Here is a 16,255-nt window from a genome sequence, read left to right on the forward strand (position 1 = left end):
GCGACGATTGCCTTTGCCCGCCGCCTCTCGTAATCCTCGTCACAAAGAGGGGGAAACCATGCGTGATCTTGCAAGCTTCAAGGCCTGCCCGCCGCCGCAACCGGTGCGGCTGGAAGGGCAGTATGTCATTCTCGAGCCCTATGAACGGGCGGTCCACATCCAGACGCTGTGGGAGGCGCTGGGGGGCGAAGAGGGGATCAACGACCTCATTCATTATTTCCCCAATCCGCTCTACACCGCACCCGATCAGTTTGCCGACTGGCTGGAGGGCATGAACCGCGATGGCCGCCTCGTCACGCTCGTCTTTCGCGACAAGGAGGATGGCGAAGTGGTGGGCATGGCAAGCTACATGCGGCCGGACCCGGCCAACGGTGTTGTCGAAGTGGGCTCGGTTGCCCATGGTCTTGGCATGAAGCGTTCGCCGCTCTCCACCGAGGCGCATTACCTGATGGCGCGCCATGTGTTCGAAACCCTCGGCTATCGCCGCTACGAATGGAAGTGCCATAACGAGAACGCGCCGAGCAAGATCGCGGCTCGGCGGCTCGGCTTTACTTTCGAAGGCGTGTTCCGGCAGCACATGATCTCCAAGGGTGCCAACCGGGATACCGCCTGGTTCTCGATGATCGATGGCGAATGGCCGCTGATCGCCAAATCCTTCGAGGCCTGGCTGTCACCGGAGAATTTCGACGATCACGGCCACCAGAAGCGCCGGCTGGAAGAGATTCGCGCCGCACTTGTCAGCGAGGCGGCATGAGCGAGCCATCCGGGCGTTCACCGGCCATTGCCGCCGCCATCATCATGTTCGGCTTCATGCTGCTGTTCTTCGTGATGCCGCGGATCATGATCTGGCTGGGCGAATTTTCGCCTTGGCTGGCCGGCGCCTTCGGCCTTGTGGCGGTGCTGTCCTTTTTCCTGGTGTTCTGGCTGCGTGCCCGCCACCAGCGCGGCAGGCAATGAGCACCTTTACCAGAGGGTCTGCAGATTGCCGCTCTGGAGGGAGGCGCCGAGAAGCACCAGCCCGACCACGATGATGAACAGCGCGCCGAGGATTTCGATCGCGGTCGAGATGTGTCGGGCAAGGCGGGTGCGCGGGCCTGACAGCCTGACGGCGAGATCCTTGGCCGTGACCGCGATGATGGCAAGGATCGACACGGTGATCGCGGTACCGAGCGACATGGCGAGCACGGACAGCCCGCCGGCCAGATAGAGCCCGTTCAGAATGGCGAAGCTCATCACCAGAATGGCGCCGGAGCAGGGGCGAAGCCCGACCGCAATGATGGCAGACCATGCCTCCCGTACGCTGAAATCCTTGGCCTTCAGCGTCGTGGGGTCGGGAATGTGCAGCTCTCCGCAGTCGGCGCAGTAGCTGCCGGGCGACAGGTCGTTGTGGTCGTGTCCGACCTCGACGGCCTCGAAGCGCAGGCCCGTCGAGGCGGACCCGCTGGTCGCCCCGGCAAAGATCGGCAGCGAGGAGAAGCGCGGCCGGATTTCGTAGAGCTTGCGCCCGAGAAGCCAGACACCGAACAGCGCCACCAGCGCGAAGCTGGCGATTTCCATCGCCCAGGTGGCCTTCGTCATGGTGATGCCGGTGCCGCGCAGGATGAAGAAGGCGGCTGCCACCAGCAGGATGGCCACCAGCCCCTGCACCAGCGCCGAAAGCAGCGAAATCACGATGCCGCGCTTCAGCGCCGTCTCGTTGGCGATCATGTAGGACGAGATCACCGCCTTGCCGTGGCCGGGGCCTGCGGCATGGAACACGCCATAGGCAAAGGAGAGGCCGACCAGTCCCTTGATCGCCGAGGGGTCTTCGCGCATCGCCCGCAGGGAGGCGGTGAGCGCGCGATAGAAGGATTGCTGGTAGACGTTCACCCAGGCAAGCAGCGGGCCGAAAAGACCGCTGGTATCGAAGGAGGGTTCGGCGGCACCGACGCCGAGCGGCGATTGTGCATGCGCGGCAAAGGCCGTGCCGAGCAGCGCGAGAAGAATAAGAAGGGGTGCCTGGCGTCTCAGCATGTCACTTCAAGCTTCGTGGCGAACAGCTTGGTCATGTCGGTTCCCGTCGGGTCGTTGAAGAAGGCCGCCGTCAGCGAATCCTTGTTCTCGGCAATCACCTGATCCGCATCCGGTCGGACGACCCTGTGCTTGCAGGCGGCAAAGCCCTTGCCTTCCGGCACCAGATCCGTGTCCTTCGGGAAATCGATCGCCGTATAGAGCGAGGGATCATAGACGCCGAAGGTGAGCTTGCCTTTCAGGCGCAGCGGCTTCTCCGGCTTCACCGCGAAGAAGGCCAGCACCTGCTGGTCCTGATAGGTAACGTGGATGACATCGGGCTTGGCGATCGGGATCGTCTTGCCGTCCTGGGTGATGCTCGTGAAGTAATGGAAGTCGGCAAGCGAGGTACGCATGGTCTCGCCGAGTTCCGCTAGTTCGTGTTCATCGAGCTTCAGGTCACCGTTCTTGTCGAAGTCCAGGAGCACGCTGGAGGAGAACATCTCGTCAAATCGCCAGACATGGCGCAATTCGAGCAGGTTGCCCTGATCATCGGACAGCACCTCGAGCCGCGCATCGACGAAAATGTGCGGGTGGGCCAGGGCTGGCAGTGGCGCAAGGCCCAGAAGGGCTGTCAGCAGCCATGTTTTGAAGCGCATCGGCGAATCCTGATCCCGTTTGGTTCGGTCTGGCGTGCAAATGGGACGGAAATTCGACCTTGCGTCAATCCGACTGAAGTGGTGTGCGCCGGAACCAGCCGGACAGGAAGTCCACGAAGACGCGCACCTTGGCCGGCAGATAGCGGCGGTGCGGATAGACCGCATAGATGCCGCGGTCCTTCAGGATGTAGTCATCAAACAGTGTGACGAGTTCGCCGGAGCGAATATAGGGCAGGGCGATGAAATCCGGTACCATGGCGACGCCGAGTCCGGCCCGTGCCGCCTTCAGCGTCGCATGTGGCGTGTTGACTTCCAGCGGGCCGCTGACCGCCACGCTCATCATGCCGCCACCCGGCTCCTGGAAGCGGATATTGTTGTGCGAGCGCAGATTGGTGTCGATGATGACGGGCTTTCCGGAGAGATCCTGTGGATGGGAGAGCGGCCCGTAGCGGGCAACGTAATCCGGGGTGGCGCAGGCATAGACCCTGAAATCGCAGAGCTTGCGGGCAATCATGGCCGAATCTTCGAGCTTGGTGATGCGGATCGCCAGATCAAAACCTTCCTCGATGAGATCGACGAATCGGTCTTCGGCCACAATGTCCAGCGAGACATCCGGATGCGCTTTTGCAAAATCGATCAGCGACTGGCCGACATCGGCATCGATGAAGGTGCGCGGTACGGATACGCGGAGCTTGCCCTTCAGGTCCGCATTGTTCTCTCGGACGAGATCGGCCAGGTTGTCGATCTCCTTGAGGATATCGGAGGCGGTGCGGAAATAGGTATGGCCGGCTTCCGTCAGCGAAAACTGCCGCGTGGTGCGGTTGAGAAGCAGCGCCCCGAGATCATCCTCCAGCTCGCGGACATACTTGGAAAGCAGCGCCTTGGAGCGGCCGGTGCGGCGTGCGGCGGCCGAAAAACCCTCCGCTTCGACCACGTCGATGAAGGCACGCATGCGCGTCAGAGTATCCATGTCGGGCCCCTTTTCCAGTTGCCCGTCCTAGGTGGAACGGGGCGGCGTCTTCTGCAATGCAAAATTTGCGTTCAGCCAAAAAAACCGCTTGATTATGAAGGGCGATGATCTTATTTCCCGGCTTGCCCAAAGTCGCACGTGCCTGTGGGTGTCCGCCGACCCTCGATTAGGTGAGGTCATCGGTAAGGTACCTGGAACTAACCCCTCCAGTCGCTATTCCGGCCAACCGGGAAATGCGAGGACATCTTGAAGCAACGACGGTGCGGGCCTTTCTGGTCTCTGCAGGCTTTCCATCAGCTTGCAATACTGAAGAGGCACACCATCATTGCCGGAAGTGCGGTTGGGATAATCCCCTCCAATCCATGGCAGACAAAGCCGGTTCAATGCTCCTGGCAGGGCGTTGAGCCAAACCCTTGCGCTATCAGGCGCGAACGATGCTCCGGGATTTCCACCGGCCGGGCCTCGCTCACCTGTCTGCGCGTCTTTGTCCTTCGGCTTGCCGGAGAAGCTCCATAGGGATTAGACCAATGACCACCGCTCGTATCCGCGATTTCCTCCGCACCCGACGCCCGGAAGGCCCGTGCCTTGTCGTGGACCTCGATGTCGTGCGCAACAATTACACCGCCTTCCGTCACGCTCTGCCGGACAGCGCGATCTACTATGCGGTGAAGGCCAATCCCGAGCCGGAAATCCTGAAGCTTCTGGCGTCGCTCGGCTCCAACTTCGACTGCGCCTCCGTGGCCGAAATCCAGATGGCGCTGGCTGCCGGCGCAACGGCTGAGCGCATCTCCTTTGGCAACACCATCAAGAAGGAGCGCGACATTGCGCGTGCCTTCGAGCTGGGCGTCGGTCTCTTCGCCGTTGACAGCCACGAGGAAGTCGAGAAGGTTGCCCGCGCAGCCCCCGGCGCCCGCGTATTCTGCCGCGTTCTGACCGATGGCGAAGGCGCCGAATGGCCGCTGTCGCGCAAGTTCGGCTGCGTGCCGCAGATGGCCGTCGACGTTCTCGTTTACGCCCATCAGCTGGGCCTTGAAAGCTATGGCGTGTCCTTCCACGTCGGCTCGCAGATGACCAAGGTCGATGCCTGGGATTCCGCTCTGGCCGATGCCAAGCGCGTCTTCGCACAGCTCGCCAAGCAGGGCATCTTCCTGCAGATGGTGAACATGGGCGGTGGCTTCCCGACCCGTTACCTGCGCGACATCCCGTCGGCGGAAGAATATGGCAAGGCCATTTTCGCCTCGCTGCGCAAGCACTTCGGCAACAACCTGCCGAAGACGATCATCGAGCCGGGTCGCGGCATGGTCGGCAATGCCGGCGTCATCAAGGCGGAAGTCGTGCTGGTGTCGAAGAAGTCGGACAATGACGAGCATCGCTGGGTGTTCCTCGACATCGGCAAGTTCGGCGGTCTGGCCGAAACCATGGACGAGGCCATCCGCTACCCGATCCGCACCGAGCGCGACGGCGACGACATGGAGCCCTGCGTGATCGCCGGCCCGACCTGCGATTCGGCCGATGTGCTTTATGAGAAGAACATGTACCCGCTGCCGATCACGCTGACGGTGGGCGACGAGGTTCTGATCGAAGGCACCGGCGCCTATACGACGACCTATTCGGCCGTCGCCTTCAACGGTTTCGACCCGCTGAAGGCCTACGTCATCTGACGTTCAGCCGGCTCCGGTCTTTTCACCGGAGCCGCACCTCGCCCTTTTTTCTCGTGCCGCTTGAACGGTTTTGAGCTTCGGAGGCCAAGATGGCCGCTGTTCTTGACGCTGTGCGCGCTCTGTTTGCGCAAAATACCTTCACCATCACCGAGGAAACCCCGGCCGATGTCGTTGCCCGCGAGGCGCTGCTCGATCGCGCCATGGGCGCCGATCGCCGCAAGAAGTCGTCGGAAAAGATCCGTCGCGGCCGCGTGCCGGCCGAAGGCCTGGCGCTTGTCGCGCGCGATTCGCATGGCCATGTGATCGGCACGGTGCGCCTGTGGAATGTCGAAGCCGGCGTGTCCGCCTCCGGCTGCCCGGTCGATGCGCTGCTGCTCGGCCCGCTCGCCGTCGATTCGGCGCATGAAGGCAAGGGCATCGGCGGTGCGCTGATGCGGGCGGCGATTGCCGAGGCGCAGGCCCGCGGCCACGGCGCGATCCTGCTGGTGGGCGACGCACCCTATTACGAACGCTTCGGTTTCTTCGCCGACAAGACGCAGCATCTGATGATGCCGGGTCCGTTTGCGCGCGATCGCTTCCTGGCGCTTGAACTCGTACCCGGCTGGCTTTCCGGTGCCGCCGGCATGCTTGTCGCAAGCGGCCGCAAGCTTTCGCGCCCGGTGCTGCGCCGCGCCGCCTGAGCCCCTCCCATCGACGTCTCCAGTCGCGACCCTTCTCCGCATCCACGCGGGGAAGGGTTTTTCATGTGAGCATTGTCTGAAATGTGACATTTGTGCATGGGATGTCGCCAATCGCGAGCCAGGCCACGCGTCGAGCTGATCAGCGTCAACCGGATTTGATCGAGATCAACGGAAAGGCGGACGCCGGTTGCTACCCCTTGATCATCCAATGCAGATGATCTTCAAGGAGAGTGACATGATCAAGAACGGACCCGTTTTCGCCGCCCTGATGGGTGCAGCATCGGTCCTTCTTTCGGGTGCTGCCCACGCCGCCGACGTGACGACTGCCGCCCCGCAGGCCCCGGTTGCCCAGGATGTGGTATCCGCCAAGAGCCCGTGGCAGGTGCGCTTGCGCGCCCTCGGCGTCGTGCCGAACGACAAGGGTTCCGTCAACGGCGTGGCCGGCTCGGACCTCAACTATTCGAATTCCATCACGCCGGAACTCGACATCTCCTACTTCTTCACGGACAACATCGCCGCCGAACTGATCCTCGGCACGACCAGTTCGAAGATTTCCGGTGGTGGTTCGCTGGCCGGCACGCCGGTCGGAAAGACCTGGCTTCTGCCGCCGACGCTGACGCTGCAGTATCACTTCACCGATTTCGGCGCGTTCAAGCCTTATGTCGGCGCCGGCATCAACTACACCTTCTTCTACAACGAATCGGAAAAGGCGGGCTTCAGCAACCTGAAGGTCGACAACCACATCGGTGCGGCCCTGCAGGTCGGCTTCGACTATATGATTGACCAGCACTGGGGTGTGAACTTCGACGTCAAGAAGCTGTTCCTGGAAACCAACTGGAGCGCCGATACGGCTGGCGGTTCGCTGTCCGGCAAGGCCAAGCTCGATCCGTGGCTGATCGGCGCCGGTGTGACCTACCGCTTCTGATCGACGCTACAGCGATACCTCTTCGAAGGATCGTCCGGATGGGGGCATCCGGCACCGTGGCAGGTTTCTTCGGATGAGGGCAACAGACGGGGATCAGTGCTTCGACCGCGCTGGTCCCCGTTTGCATGAACGGTGTTCTCACATGGTCGTGAGGGGGCTGTCGCTTGTCTCGCAGCTTCGGTGTGCCGCTCTATCTGAGGGGCATGCTGACACGCCGCCATCTCCTCCTCGCCGCGCCCGCCCTGGCGGTCGTACGCCCTGGCTTTGCGGAGGATCCGCCTGCCGCCGATGCGCCTGTCGCGCCGGCTCCGGAGACCGACACGCTTCAGGCCATTCTGACGCGGGCGGAGGGGTTGGCTGCGTTGAAGGCCATCGTCATCTCGCGGGATGGCGAACGTCTTGCCGAACGCGGCTACCACGGCCATTCGCCGCGCGATTCCACCAACATAAAATCTGCGTCGAAATCCATCGTCTCCGCCCTGGTCGGCATCGCGATCGCGCGCGGTCTGTTGGAGGGTGTCGATCAGCCGATTGCGCCGCTGCTGAGGGGGGAACTGCCGGAAAATCCCGATCCGCGCCTGTCGCGGGTCACCATCGGCCACCTCCTGTCGATGCAATCAGGCCTTGCTCCAAGCTATGCCCGGCTGGCGGCCAGCCGCAACTGGGTGCGCTTCACGCTCTCCGAACCCTTCACGGAAGATCCGGGCGGCCCCATGGTCTATGCGACCGCCTCCACGCATCTCCTCTCGGCGATCCTGATGCGGGTCGGCGCCGCCTCGACGGAGAGGCTTGCGGAAGACTGGTTCGCGCCGGTGGAGGGCTTCCGCATCGGTTCCTGGTCGCGCGATCCGCAGCGCATCCCGATCGGTGGCAACCAGATGGCCATGACAACGCGTTCCCTGCATGCCTTCGGCGAACTCTATCGTCGCGGTGGCCGCACGGCAGACGGCGTGCAGGTGGTGCCGGAGCACTGGGTACAAACCTCCTGGGAACCCCGCACCTTCTCCCGCCATTCCGGCGACGGTTATGGCTACGGCTGGTTTCTCAGGGAGATCGGCGGCGCGCCGGTGCGCTTTGCCTGGGGCTATGGCGGCCAGATGCTCTACATCGTCCCGTCGCTGGCGCTGACGGTCGCCATGACATCGCAGGAAGCCTCACCCTCCGCCGCCAACGGCTACCGCGACCAGCTGCACGCCCTTCTCTCCGATATCATCGCGACGACGCGCCGGGGGTGAGCCCCATGCCGGACGATGCCTCTTCCCGCGCGGAAATGGGCATGGCATAGTCTAAGCATGGATCCGACCTTTGAACTCTCGCCGGATGTGAAGCTGCGGGTCGAGCGTATTGCCGCTCGATCCGGGCGGTCCGTCTCTGCCGTCATCGAGGATGCCCTTCAGAACGGGCATTCGCTGGATTGGCAGGAGCGGTTCGTGGAGCAGGTTTCCCGCGGGATTGCCGCGGCCGAGGACGGCGCATTTGCGACGCCTGCCGAGATTGACAGGTTGAGAGGCAAATACCGGTCCTCATGAGGCGGTGTCCCTGAATGCTTGTCTCATGGACGCTGCCGGCTCTGCGTGATCTCGAAGCGATCGGTGACTTTGTTGCCGAACACAATCCGGCGGCGGCACATGAACTCGTTGGAAATATTCTGGACAGGACGCAGCGCCTTCTTTCCGACAATCCGGAGGCTGGGCGTCGGGGACGCGTTGCCCGAACCCGCGACTGGTGATCAGCAAGACCTCCTACATCGTCGTCTATCGTGTGATGCATACGGTTGAAGTTCTGGCCGTCGTGCATGGCGCACGGGCGTGGCCGGAACGATTCGATTGACTTTTGACGGTGCCGGATGCTCGCCGTCGCTCTGGAAATGGCGGGCGGAGCACCTATCTCCCCTCGCATGAAGCACGCGATTGTTACAGGGGGTGCCGGCCTGATCGGCACAGGGATCTGCCGGCGTCTGCTCGATGCCGGCTGGAGGGTGGCATCCTTCGACATGAAGGATGGCGCACAGGATCTGCAGGAGGCGGGCCTGCGGTCTGTCTTCTGCGATGTCGGGGATGAGGCCTCCGTTGCCGGTGCCTTTGCCGAACTCGGCTGGCAACACCTCGACCTTCTCGTCAACAATGCCGGCATTGCCGGGCCGGTGAACGGGCCGATCCAGGATCTGTCGCTCGCCGACTGGCGGCGGGTGACCGACAGTCACTTGACGGCTGCCTTCCTGATGACCCGTTCGGCGGTGCCGCTGATGGGCGAGGGGGCCAGCATCGTCAACATGGCCTCCACCCGCGCCTTCATGTCCGAACCGCAGACGGAAGCCTATGCCGCGTCCAAGGGCGGTCTCGTGGCGCTCACCCATGCGCTCTCGGTCAGTCTGGGTCCTGATATCCGGGTAAATGCGATCGCGCCCGGCTGGATTTCGGGTGATGCCGAGCTTCTGCCCGAAGACCATGCGCAGCACCCCGCCGGCCGCGTCGGGCGGCCGGAGGATGTGGCCGATGCTGTGGTTTATCTGGTCGGCGCCGGCTTCATGACCGGGCAGGTGCTGGTTCTGGACGGCGGCATGACGAAGAAGATGATCTACGTGGCATAAGGGCGCCTTGCGCGGGCGGCTTTTGCCCCCTCTGGCTGCCGCCATCTCCCCCACAAGGGGGGAGACCGCAGAACGGGAAGACCTTCGCCGAACAAGCGCGGTTTGGCCAATGGCACTTGGCCGGTCTCCGGTCATCGTCCCCCGCTTCGAAGGTACCCGTCTCGCCACCGTGGAAATGGGGCAAGGCGCAGGCTCCAGGGGTCTCCCCCTCGTGGGGGAGATGCCCGGCAGGGCAGAGGGGGTTTCCCCATATGCCATCCCCCGCCCGCGCGGGGAGATGGCGGCAGCCAGAGGCGGACTTTTATCCGCCAAGCAGCCGAAATGTTATCAAGCCGAAATATCGATGACGCCGCAATCGCCGGCTTCGGAGCCGAAGGCGATCAGCTTGCCGTTGCTACTCCAGCTCATCGAGGTGATGGCGCCCTTGCCGGGGCGGCGCAGCAGGGCTTCCTTGCCGTCGCCCACCCGCACGCCGAGGATCATGCCGTCGATGAAGCCGATGGCGAGCACCTCTTCCACCGGATGGAAGGCAACGCAGGTGGCGAGAATATTGGCGCGGGTACCAAGCTCCAGCGGTGCCTTGCCCATCGGCCCGTCCTTGGCCGAGAAGGGCCAGACGATGGCAGCCGGCGCCCCGGAGGTGGCGAGCCACTTGCCCTTCGGCGACCAGGAATAGGATTTCACCTTGGACGGATAGCCGGTCATGCGCATATGGCGCGCCTCACCCGCCTTGCCGTCCAGCTTCCAGCCGTGCAGCGCATTTTCCTGCATGGTGGTGACGAGGAAACGGCCATCGGGCGAGAAGGTGACGCCGGTATGGGCCCCCTTCCAGTCGAGATCGGCGGCCGGCAGCTGGGTGTTGACCCAGTGCAGCGAGACGCCGTTGTAGCGGGCGGCTGCGATCCGCAGGCCCTTCGGCGCAAAGGCCAGTGCCTCGACCGTGCGCTCCTCGGCAAACTCCTTCACGCTACCGTCGGCGAGAACCACGACGCTCGACTTGCCATGCGCATAGGCGACCGCACCCTGCGGGCCGCCGGCCACGACATTGATCCACTTGCGCGGCGCTTCGGCGATCTGCGTTGCAGTGCCGTCGCCGGCAATGCGCATCACCTTTCCATCCTCGCCGCCGGTCAGCAAAGCTGCGCTGAAGGGGTCCTTCACGCAGGTCAGCAGGCCGTTATGGGCTTCGGTCACCTTCTCGCCGCCATCCAGCCGGCGGATCTCTCCGGCGGCTGTGGCGAAAAAGGGCGTGTCGCCGAGGAAGTGCGCCGCGACGACGTGACCTTCCAGATCCAGGGGCGCAACCGTCGGCATCAGGTCTGGTCTGCCTGGCAGGCGAGGAAGCTCTTTTCGATCTTCTCGCGGTCGAGGTCGCGGCCGATGAAGACGAGGCGGCTTTCGCGCTTCTCGCCGTCCTTCCACGGGCGCTGGTGATCGCCTTCGATGATCATGTGCACGCCCTGCACCACATAGCGTTCCTCATCGCCCTTGAAGGCGATGATGCCCTTGAGGCGCAGGATGTTCGGGCCGTCCGTCTGGGTCACCTTCTGGATCCAGGGGAAGAAGCGGTCCGGGTTCATCTCGCCGCCGCGCAGCGAGATGGACTTTACCGTCACGTCATGGATCGCGGAGGGCGCTGCGTGGTGATGATGGTCGTGATCGTGCCCATGGTCATGATGATCATCATGGTCGTGATGGTGGTGATCATGATCATGATGATGGTGGTCGTGATCGTGGTGGTGATGGTCGCAATCCGGGCCGCAGACATGATCCTCATGGCCGTGCTCGAGGAAATGCGGATCGTTTTCCAGCGCACGCTCCAGGTTGAAGGCGCCCTGATCCAGAACGCGGGCCAGATCCACGCCCGAGCGGGTGGTCTTGTAGATGCGGGCGGTCGGGTTGATGGCGCGGACGATCTCCTCGATCGTCGCCAGTTCCTGCGGCGTCACGAGATCGGTCTTGTTGACCACGACCACATCGGCAAACGCGATCTGGTCCTCGGCCTCGCGGCTGTCCTTCAGGCGCAGCGGCAGGTGCTTGGCATCGACGAGCGCCACGACCGCATCGAGTTCGGTCTTGGAGCGGACGTCATCGTCCATGAAGAAGGTCTGGGCGACCGGCACCGGATCGGCAAGGCCGGTGGTCTCCACGATGATGCCGTCGAAACGGCCGGGGCGGCGCATCAGGCCTTCGACGACGCGGATCAGGTCGCCGCGCACCGTGCAGCACACGCAACCATTGTTCATCTCGTAGATTTCCTCGTCCGCCTCGACGATCAGATCGTTGTCGATGCCGATCTCGCCGAATTCGTTGACGATGACGGCGTATTTCTTGCCGTGGCTTTCGGAGAGAATCCGGTTCAGCAGCGTCGTCTTGCCGGCGCCGAGATAGCCGGTCAGAACGGTCACGGGAATGGGCTTCTGGGGGGCGGTATCGGCCATTTGAACCTCCGGGAGTGGGTGCGCTCGACGAATGGAGCGGCAGCGGTTGGCGATCATATAAGGCCAACGCCGCAGCAGTTCAAAGGGCAATTGTATGTTATAAGATCACGGCTGGGCGACTGACAGGGCGGAGACGAGATCGGTCTTGGCAAAGTCCTCGCCGATATGGAGGAGCGGGCAGCCGAATTCCCTGGCGGTCGCATAGGCGAAGCAATCGCCGAAGTTGAGGCTGGCGGGATGAAAGTTTTTGCCGAACCGGCGATAGGCGTCTGCGGCCTGTTCGGCGCGCGCCGTCGTAACGTCGATGACCTCAGGGCTGAACAGAGACAGAAGCTCCTTCATTTCTGCGTCAAACCTCCGTCGTGCAGACACGATCAAGGCCTCCGTCAGCGTTGCCGCCGAGATGAGACATGTGGTGGCCCGGTTCAAGGCCGCCTCGCAAGCCGCTGCTTGATCCTCTGTTTTCAGGATGGCGATGAGTGCGGACGTATCGACGACGATCACCGGGGAAGGCCGTTTTCATCGTAGAGAAAATCCTGGCTGCGCGCAGCGGATGTCTCCGGGAACGGATCGAGTTTTTGGCGTACGCGTGCCTGAATGTCCCGGAGCGTGGGCTGTGCCTCCGGCGCCAGCATTGGCCGCGAGGCCATATCTGTCGCGACGATCCGCGCGACAACGCGGCCCTCGCGCGTCAACAACACGTCCTCGCCGTTTTCTGCGCGGTCAAGCAGTTCGGCTAGGTTTTACTGCGCATCTTTCACGGATATCTGCATGTCGCAATCCTCCGTTCCAAGCGAAAGATAGGCTGTTCTGCCGATCTTCGCAATCTCACGTCAGTGTTGCAACATCGAACCGATGCACGTCGTCCAGCAGTTCCAGAATGCCGGTCACCGCATGCGCGACCAGCATCTCGCCGCGTTCGGCGGTGGCGGCGGATGCGTTGCCGGCGACGCCGAGCGGGTTGAGATCGGCCATCTTCCAGCCGAAGGCATGCGGGCCATAGGCGCGCAGATGCTTGAAGTTTTGAGCAAAGTCCGACTGGCGCGACGAGAAGGCGGCGGCTTTCGACATATCCACCCGCTCCGGCCAGAGCGCCAGCATCACCGACGTCTCGATGTCGCCGCCATGAATGTCGATTGCCTTGTCTTGCGGCGCGATCCAGCCTTCCGGCTGTCCGAAGCGGGTCCAGCTGGTGGCAACCGCCAGCATGTCGAAGCGCACCCGCGCCTCGGTTGCCACGATCGTCATCAGCGGCGCATTGCCGCCATGGGCGTTCAGCATCACCAGCTTGCGGATGCCAAGCTCCGAAAGCCCTTCGGCAATCGCCAGCCAGCGGTTGACGGCCTGCGCGAAGGTGAGCGTGCGGGTGCCCGCCACATCCATGTGCTCGATGGAATAGCCGATCCGCTCCACCGGCAGGAAGGTCGCCGGCAGGTCCTGCGGCTTGGCCGCGATCAGCCGGTTGACCAACCCGGCGGCGATCAGGCTGTCGGTTTCGAAGGGCAGGTGTGGCCCATGCTGCTCATGCGCGCCAAGCGGCAGAACCGCGATCCAGTCGGCGCGGTCGTTCGGCGTCAGCCGGCGGTCATTGTCGTCGAAGCGGGGCTGGGGCAACGGCATCTGGCGGTCATGTCCTGCATTCGCTATGGATGGGCATCGGGATTGCATATAGCGGTCCCGGGCATGGCGGAAAACCCGGGCGGAGCGAATGAGCAAGAAGAAGGGCGACAAGAAGGACGAGAAGAAGGAAAAGGGCGCCAAGAAAAAGGGTAGCGTTTCCGTTGGCGACCTCGCACCCGCGCTGACGCAGGCGGCCCGTTCGCTGCGCACGGCACTGTCGCGCAATCTCGCCGATGGCGGGCTCTATGCCGGGCAGGACGGCGTCATTCTTCAGCTGTCGCAGGATCCGGGGCTGACACCGGGGCAACTCGCCCAGCGCCTTGGCGTGAAGGCCCCGACCATGACGCGCACCGTCGGTCGCATGGAGGCGCAGGGCTTTGTGGAGCGAAAGCCGGATGGCGGCGACGGACGGCTGATCAAGGTGCATCTGACGGAGACGGGCCGCCAGAGCGTGGAGCGCATTCACCGGGCGATCGATGACAGCAGCCAGCTGGCTCTGCAGGGCTTTTCCGAGAAAGAGGTGCGCACGCTGCTGAAGCTCCTGAAGGCGCTCGATCGCAATCTGCACGGCGTGGAGGCGCCGGAGCCGGAGGAGGAGTGAGTCAATCGTGCGTTCTTTAAATCGTGACGCAATTGTGACGCGGGATTGCCTCCCTCGATTAAACTGTTTAAATAAAATTTAAGAACGGCAGGACGGATCCACCAGGGAGGGGACGTGGCTCAAAAGGTCAAGCTTTCCACGATCGCCGAAAGTCTCGGGCTTTCGACGGCAACCATTTCGCTCGCCCTGCGTGACAGCCCCCTGGTGGCGGTCGATACGCGCGAAAAGATCAAGGAACAGGCGCGTACGCTCGGCTATATCTACAACCGCCGCGCCGCCAGTCTCAGAACCTCGCGTTCGGGCATCATTGGCGTTGTCGTGCATGACATCATGAACCCCTTCTACGGCGAAATCCTGAAGGCGATCGAAAGCGAGCTGGACCGCAGCCGCCACACCTTCATCCTGTCCAATCACTATGACTCGGTGGAGAAGCAGCGCACCTTCATCGAGACGCTGCTGCAACTGGGCGGCGATGGCGTGATCATGTCGCCGGCCATCGGCACGCCGATGGAGGATGTGAAGCTTGCGGAAGCCAATGGCATGCCGGCCATCCTGGTGGCCCGCTCCATGGATGGCGTCGATCTGCCGACCTATCGCGGCGATGATTCCTACGGCATATCGCTTGCCACCAACCATCTGATCGGGCTCGGCCATCGCACGATTGCCATGATCGGCGGCACGGACCAGACATCGACCGGCCGTGACCGCTACCAGGGCTATGTCAACGCGCTGCGCAAGGCCGGCATCGAGGTGGATCCGAACCTGCGCATTCCCGGGCCGCGCTCCAAGCAGGGCGGCTTCGAGGCGGCGGTCAACTTCCTCTCCCTGCCGCAAAAGCCGACGGCCGCCGTCTGCTGGAACGATCTGGTCGCCATCGGCCTGATGAACGGCATTGCGCGCGCCGGCCTGCAGCCGGGCCGCGACATTTCGGTGACGGGCTATGACGATCTGGAGGAGGCCTCCATCGCCACTCCGGCGCTCACCACCGTCTGGAACGGCCAGACGGAGGTCGGACGTCTTGCCGCGCGCGCACTTCTGGATAGATTGGCAGGCAGCCACGAGCCCGATGGCATGCACCTCATCAAGCCCGAAATGCGCATCCGGCAGTCCACCGGACCCTGCCATCCCCGCGCCTGACACGACAGGATAGACAGATGACCGATACCAAGATCACCGTGCTCGTTCCGGGCCGCATGCATCCGCGCGCGCTGGAGCGCCTTCAGGCCGCCTTCGACGTCATCCAGACCAGCGCCGGTGCGGAAATGGACCTGTCCGACGAGCAGAAGAGCCGTATCCGTGGCGCCGCTACGCTGAACCGCATGCCGGCCGCCTGGATCGACCAGTTGCCGGCCCTCGAGGTGATCTCGAATTTCGGCGTCGGCTACGATGGGGTTGACGCGGCCTATGCCGGGTCGAAGGGCGTCCTCGTTACCAACACGCCTGATGTCCTGAACGACGAGGTGGCGGATACAACGATCGGCCTGCTGCTGAACACCGTGCGCCGGCTTCCCGTGGCCGAAACCTGGCTGCGCGAGGGGCGCTGGGAAAAGGAAGGTCCTTTCCCGCTGACGCCCTTGTCGCTGAAGAATCGCCATGTCGGCCTGCTCGGGCTTGGCCGCATCGGGCTGGAGATCGCCAGGCGGCTGGAGCCGTTCAAGGTGAAGATCAGCTATCACACCCGCACCCCGCGCGAGGGCGTGCCGTACACCTATGCGGCCTCGCTGCTGGACCTGGCGCGCTCGGTCGATACGCTGATCTCCATCGTTCCGGCGACGCCCGAAACGCACAAGATCATCAATGCGGACGTCCTGCAGGCGCTTGGGCCGAACGGCGTCTTCATCAATGTCGGCCGCGGCACGAGCGTGGACGAGGCGGACCTGGAGGCGGCGCTGAAGGCCGGCACGATTGCCGCCGCCGGCCTCGATGTCTTCTATCACGAGCCGAAGGTGCCGGCCGGCCTGCTCGATCTGCCGAATGCCTCGCTGCTGCCGCATGTCGCCTCGGCCTCGGTGCCGACGCGCAACGACATGGCCGATCTGGTGGTGGACAATCTGATCGGCTGGTTCAGGGACGGCAAGGTGGTGACGCCGGTTGCCGAAACGCCGGTGAAGGGCTGAGC

Annotated in this window: 20 protein-coding genes; 12 read left to right on the forward strand and 8 right to left on the reverse strand. The window is 63.3% G+C overall.

Annotated features, from left to right (window positions below):
• Positions 1-58 precede the first annotated feature (58 nt).
• Together F3H95_RS05790 and F3H95_RS05795 are read left to right on the forward strand one after the other, a co-directional pair.
• Positions 59-754 carry a GNAT family protein gene (locus tag F3H95_RS05790; RefSeq protein WP_149745251.1) on the forward strand — a complete coding sequence of 232 codons (696 nt, stop codon included), beginning with the start codon at positions 59-61 and terminating at the stop codon, positions 752-754.
• Positions 751-957 (forward strand): intracellular growth attenuator family protein, encoded by a 207-nt coding sequence (locus tag F3H95_RS05795; protein ID WP_143125210.1) that lies wholly within the window; start codon positions 751-753, stop codon positions 955-957. Before F3H95_RS05790 ends, F3H95_RS05795 begins: the two co-directional genes overlap by 4 nt.
• A 6-nt stretch (positions 958-963) precedes the next feature.
• On the opposite strand, the gene F3H95_RS05800 is transcribed toward F3H95_RS05795, so the two are convergent.
• The 3 genes from F3H95_RS05800 to F3H95_RS05810 all read right to left on the reverse strand — a co-directional run bounded on the left by F3H95_RS05800 (position 964) and on the right by F3H95_RS05810 (position 3,618).
• Positions 964-2,013: a nickel/cobalt transporter gene (locus tag F3H95_RS05800; RefSeq protein ID WP_143125211.1), complete on the reverse strand. Its 1,050-nt coding sequence runs from the start codon at positions 2,011-2,013 to the stop codon at positions 964-966.
• Positions 2,007-2,648 carry a DUF1007 family protein gene (locus F3H95_RS05805; RefSeq protein WP_143125212.1) on the reverse strand — a complete coding sequence of 214 codons (642 nt, stop codon included), beginning with the start codon at positions 2,646-2,648 and terminating at the stop codon, positions 2,007-2,009. The genes F3H95_RS05800 and F3H95_RS05805 overlap by 7 nt, the downstream gene beginning before the upstream one ends.
• 64 nt (positions 2,649-2,712) lie before the next feature.
• A complete protein-coding gene (locus tag F3H95_RS05810; protein WP_143125213.1) occupies positions 2,713-3,618 on the reverse strand; it encodes a LysR family transcriptional regulator in 906 nt (301 codons plus the stop codon).
• Between the two features lie 527 nt (positions 3,619-4,145).
• Here F3H95_RS05810 and odc2 point away from each other — a divergent pair.
• From odc2 to F3H95_RS05845, 7 genes are all read left to right on the forward strand, one after another.
• Positions 4,146-5,279, forward strand: a complete 1,134-nt coding sequence (odc2, locus tag F3H95_RS05815) for an ornithine/lysine decarboxylase (protein ID WP_143125214.1) — start codon at positions 4,146-4,148, stop codon at positions 5,277-5,279.
• 89 nt (positions 5,280-5,368) lie between these two features.
• Complete coding sequence (locus tag F3H95_RS05820) at positions 5,369-5,959, forward strand: N-acetyltransferase (RefSeq protein ID WP_143125215.1); 591 nt, start codon at positions 5,369-5,371, stop codon at positions 5,957-5,959.
• Between the two features lie 235 nt (positions 5,960-6,194).
• Entirely contained in the window at positions 6,195-6,884 is a 690-nt protein-coding gene (locus F3H95_RS05825) for an OmpW family protein (RefSeq protein WP_149745252.1), read from the forward strand.
• Positions 6,885-7,087: 203 nt separating this feature from the next.
• Positions 7,088-8,119 carry a serine hydrolase gene (locus tag F3H95_RS05830; RefSeq protein WP_149745602.1) on the forward strand — a complete coding sequence of 344 codons (1,032 nt, stop codon included), beginning with the start codon at positions 7,088-7,090 and terminating at the stop codon, positions 8,117-8,119.
• A 57-nt stretch (positions 8,120-8,176) separates the two neighbouring features.
• On the forward strand, positions 8,177-8,413 hold the full coding sequence (locus F3H95_RS05835; RefSeq protein WP_143125217.1) for a ribbon-helix-helix protein, CopG family: 237 nt from the start codon (positions 8,177-8,179) through the stop codon (positions 8,411-8,413).
• A 14-nt stretch (positions 8,414-8,427) separates the two neighbouring features.
• Positions 8,428-8,613, forward strand: coding sequence for a type II toxin-antitoxin system RelE/ParE family toxin (locus F3H95_RS27695; RefSeq protein WP_348530045.1), 186 nt, complete (start codon positions 8,428-8,430; stop codon positions 8,611-8,613).
• 168 nt (positions 8,614-8,781) lie between these two features.
• A complete protein-coding gene (locus F3H95_RS05845; protein WP_149745253.1) occupies positions 8,782-9,474 on the forward strand; it encodes an SDR family oxidoreductase in 693 nt (230 codons plus the stop codon).
• A 327-nt stretch (positions 9,475-9,801) separates the two neighbouring features.
• Here the strand turns inward: F3H95_RS05845 and F3H95_RS05850 are convergent, their stop codons facing one another.
• The 5 genes from F3H95_RS05850 to F3H95_RS05870 all read right to left on the reverse strand — a co-directional run bounded on the left by F3H95_RS05850 (position 9,802) and on the right by F3H95_RS05870 (position 13,535).
• Entirely contained in the window at positions 9,802-10,788 is a 987-nt protein-coding gene (locus F3H95_RS05850) for a WD40 repeat domain-containing protein (protein WP_149745254.1), read from the reverse strand.
• Positions 10,788-11,915, reverse strand: coding sequence for a GTP-binding protein (locus F3H95_RS05855; RefSeq protein WP_149745255.1), 1,128 nt, complete (start codon positions 11,913-11,915; stop codon positions 10,788-10,790). The genes F3H95_RS05850 and F3H95_RS05855 overlap by 1 nt, the downstream gene beginning before the upstream one ends.
• A 105-nt stretch (positions 11,916-12,020) precedes the next feature.
• A complete protein-coding gene (locus tag F3H95_RS05860) occupies positions 12,021-12,419 on the reverse strand; it encodes a type II toxin-antitoxin system VapC family toxin (RefSeq protein WP_149745256.1) in 399 nt (132 codons plus the stop codon).
• Positions 12,416-12,610, reverse strand: coding sequence for a hypothetical protein (locus F3H95_RS05865; protein ID WP_244617901.1), 195 nt, complete (start codon positions 12,608-12,610; stop codon positions 12,416-12,418). Before F3H95_RS05865 ends, F3H95_RS05860 begins: the two co-directional genes overlap by 4 nt.
• 133 nt (positions 12,611-12,743) lie before the next feature.
• The gene (locus F3H95_RS05870; protein WP_149745257.1) at positions 12,744-13,535 is read right to left on the reverse strand and encodes a creatininase family protein; all 792 of its coding nucleotides are present in this window, start codon (positions 13,533-13,535) and stop codon (positions 12,744-12,746) included.
• Positions 13,536-13,623: 88 nt separating this feature from the next.
• Between F3H95_RS05870 and F3H95_RS05875 the strand changes: the two genes are divergently transcribed.
• The 3 genes from F3H95_RS05875 to F3H95_RS05885 all read left to right on the forward strand — a co-directional run bounded on the left by F3H95_RS05875 (position 13,624) and on the right by F3H95_RS05885 (position 16,253).
• A complete protein-coding gene (locus F3H95_RS05875) occupies positions 13,624-14,136 on the forward strand; it encodes a MarR family transcriptional regulator (RefSeq protein WP_149745258.1) in 513 nt (170 codons plus the stop codon).
• Positions 14,137-14,250: 114 nt separating this feature from the next.
• Positions 14,251-15,273 carry a LacI family DNA-binding transcriptional regulator gene (locus F3H95_RS05880; protein ID WP_143124722.1) on the forward strand — a complete coding sequence of 341 codons (1,023 nt, stop codon included), beginning with the start codon at positions 14,251-14,253 and terminating at the stop codon, positions 15,271-15,273.
• Positions 15,274-15,290: 17 nt separating this feature from the next.
• Positions 15,291-16,253, forward strand: a complete 963-nt coding sequence (locus F3H95_RS05885; RefSeq protein ID WP_149745259.1) for a 2-hydroxyacid dehydrogenase — start codon at positions 15,291-15,293, stop codon at positions 16,251-16,253.
• Positions 16,254-16,255: the final 2 nt, after the last annotated feature.

This window comes from Rhizobium sp. RU35A (assembly GCF_900156005.1).
Lineage (GTDB): Bacteria > Pseudomonadota > Alphaproteobacteria > Rhizobiales > Rhizobiaceae > Neorhizobium > Neorhizobium straminoryzae.

Bases quoted from the DNA above. Each gene is read 5' to 3' on its own strand.
- F3H95_RS05790 (WP_149745251.1), top strand. From the start codon at position 59: ATGCGTGATCTTGCAAGCTTCAAGGCCTGCCCGCCGCCGCAACCGGTG.
- F3H95_RS05795 (WP_143125210.1), top strand. From the start codon at position 751: ATGAGCGAGCCATCCGGGCGTTCACCGGCCATTGCCGCCGCCATCATC.
- F3H95_RS05800 (WP_143125211.1), bottom strand. From the start codon at position 2,013: ATGCTGAGACGCCAGGCACCCCTTCTTATTCTTCTCGCGCTGCTCGGC.
- F3H95_RS05805 (WP_143125212.1), bottom strand. From the start codon at position 2,648: ATGCGCTTCAAAACATGGCTGCTGACAGCCCTTCTGGGCCTTGCGCCA.
- F3H95_RS05810 (WP_143125213.1), bottom strand. From the start codon at position 3,618: ATGGATACTCTGACGCGCATGCGTGCCTTCATCGACGTGGTCGAAGCG.
- odc2 (WP_143125214.1), top strand. From the start codon at position 4,146: ATGACCACCGCTCGTATCCGCGATTTCCTCCGCACCCGACGCCCGGAA.
- F3H95_RS05820 (WP_143125215.1), top strand. From the start codon at position 5,369: ATGGCCGCTGTTCTTGACGCTGTGCGCGCTCTGTTTGCGCAAAATACC.
- F3H95_RS05825 (WP_149745252.1), top strand. From the start codon at position 6,195: ATGATCAAGAACGGACCCGTTTTCGCCGCCCTGATGGGTGCAGCATCG.
- F3H95_RS05830 (WP_149745602.1), top strand. From the start codon at position 7,088: ATGCTGACACGCCGCCATCTCCTCCTCGCCGCGCCCGCCCTGGCGGTC.
- F3H95_RS05835 (WP_143125217.1), top strand. From the start codon at position 8,177: ATGGATCCGACCTTTGAACTCTCGCCGGATGTGAAGCTGCGGGTCGAG.
- F3H95_RS27695 (WP_348530045.1), top strand. From the start codon at position 8,428: ATGCTTGTCTCATGGACGCTGCCGGCTCTGCGTGATCTCGAAGCGATC.
- F3H95_RS05845 (WP_149745253.1), top strand. From the start codon at position 8,782: ATGAAGCACGCGATTGTTACAGGGGGTGCCGGCCTGATCGGCACAGGG.
- F3H95_RS05850 (WP_149745254.1), bottom strand. From the start codon at position 10,788: ATGCCGACGGTTGCGCCCCTGGATCTGGAAGGTCACGTCGTCGCGGCG.
- F3H95_RS05855 (WP_149745255.1), bottom strand. From the start codon at position 11,915: ATGGCCGATACCGCCCCCCAGAAGCCCATTCCCGTGACCGTTCTGACC.
- F3H95_RS05870 (WP_149745257.1), bottom strand. From the start codon at position 13,535: ATGCCGTTGCCCCAGCCCCGCTTCGACGACAATGACCGCCGGCTGACG.
- F3H95_RS05875 (WP_149745258.1), top strand. From the start codon at position 13,624: ATGAGCAAGAAGAAGGGCGACAAGAAGGACGAGAAGAAGGAAAAGGGC.
- F3H95_RS05885 (WP_149745259.1), top strand. From the start codon at position 15,291: ATGACCGATACCAAGATCACCGTGCTCGTTCCGGGCCGCATGCATCCG.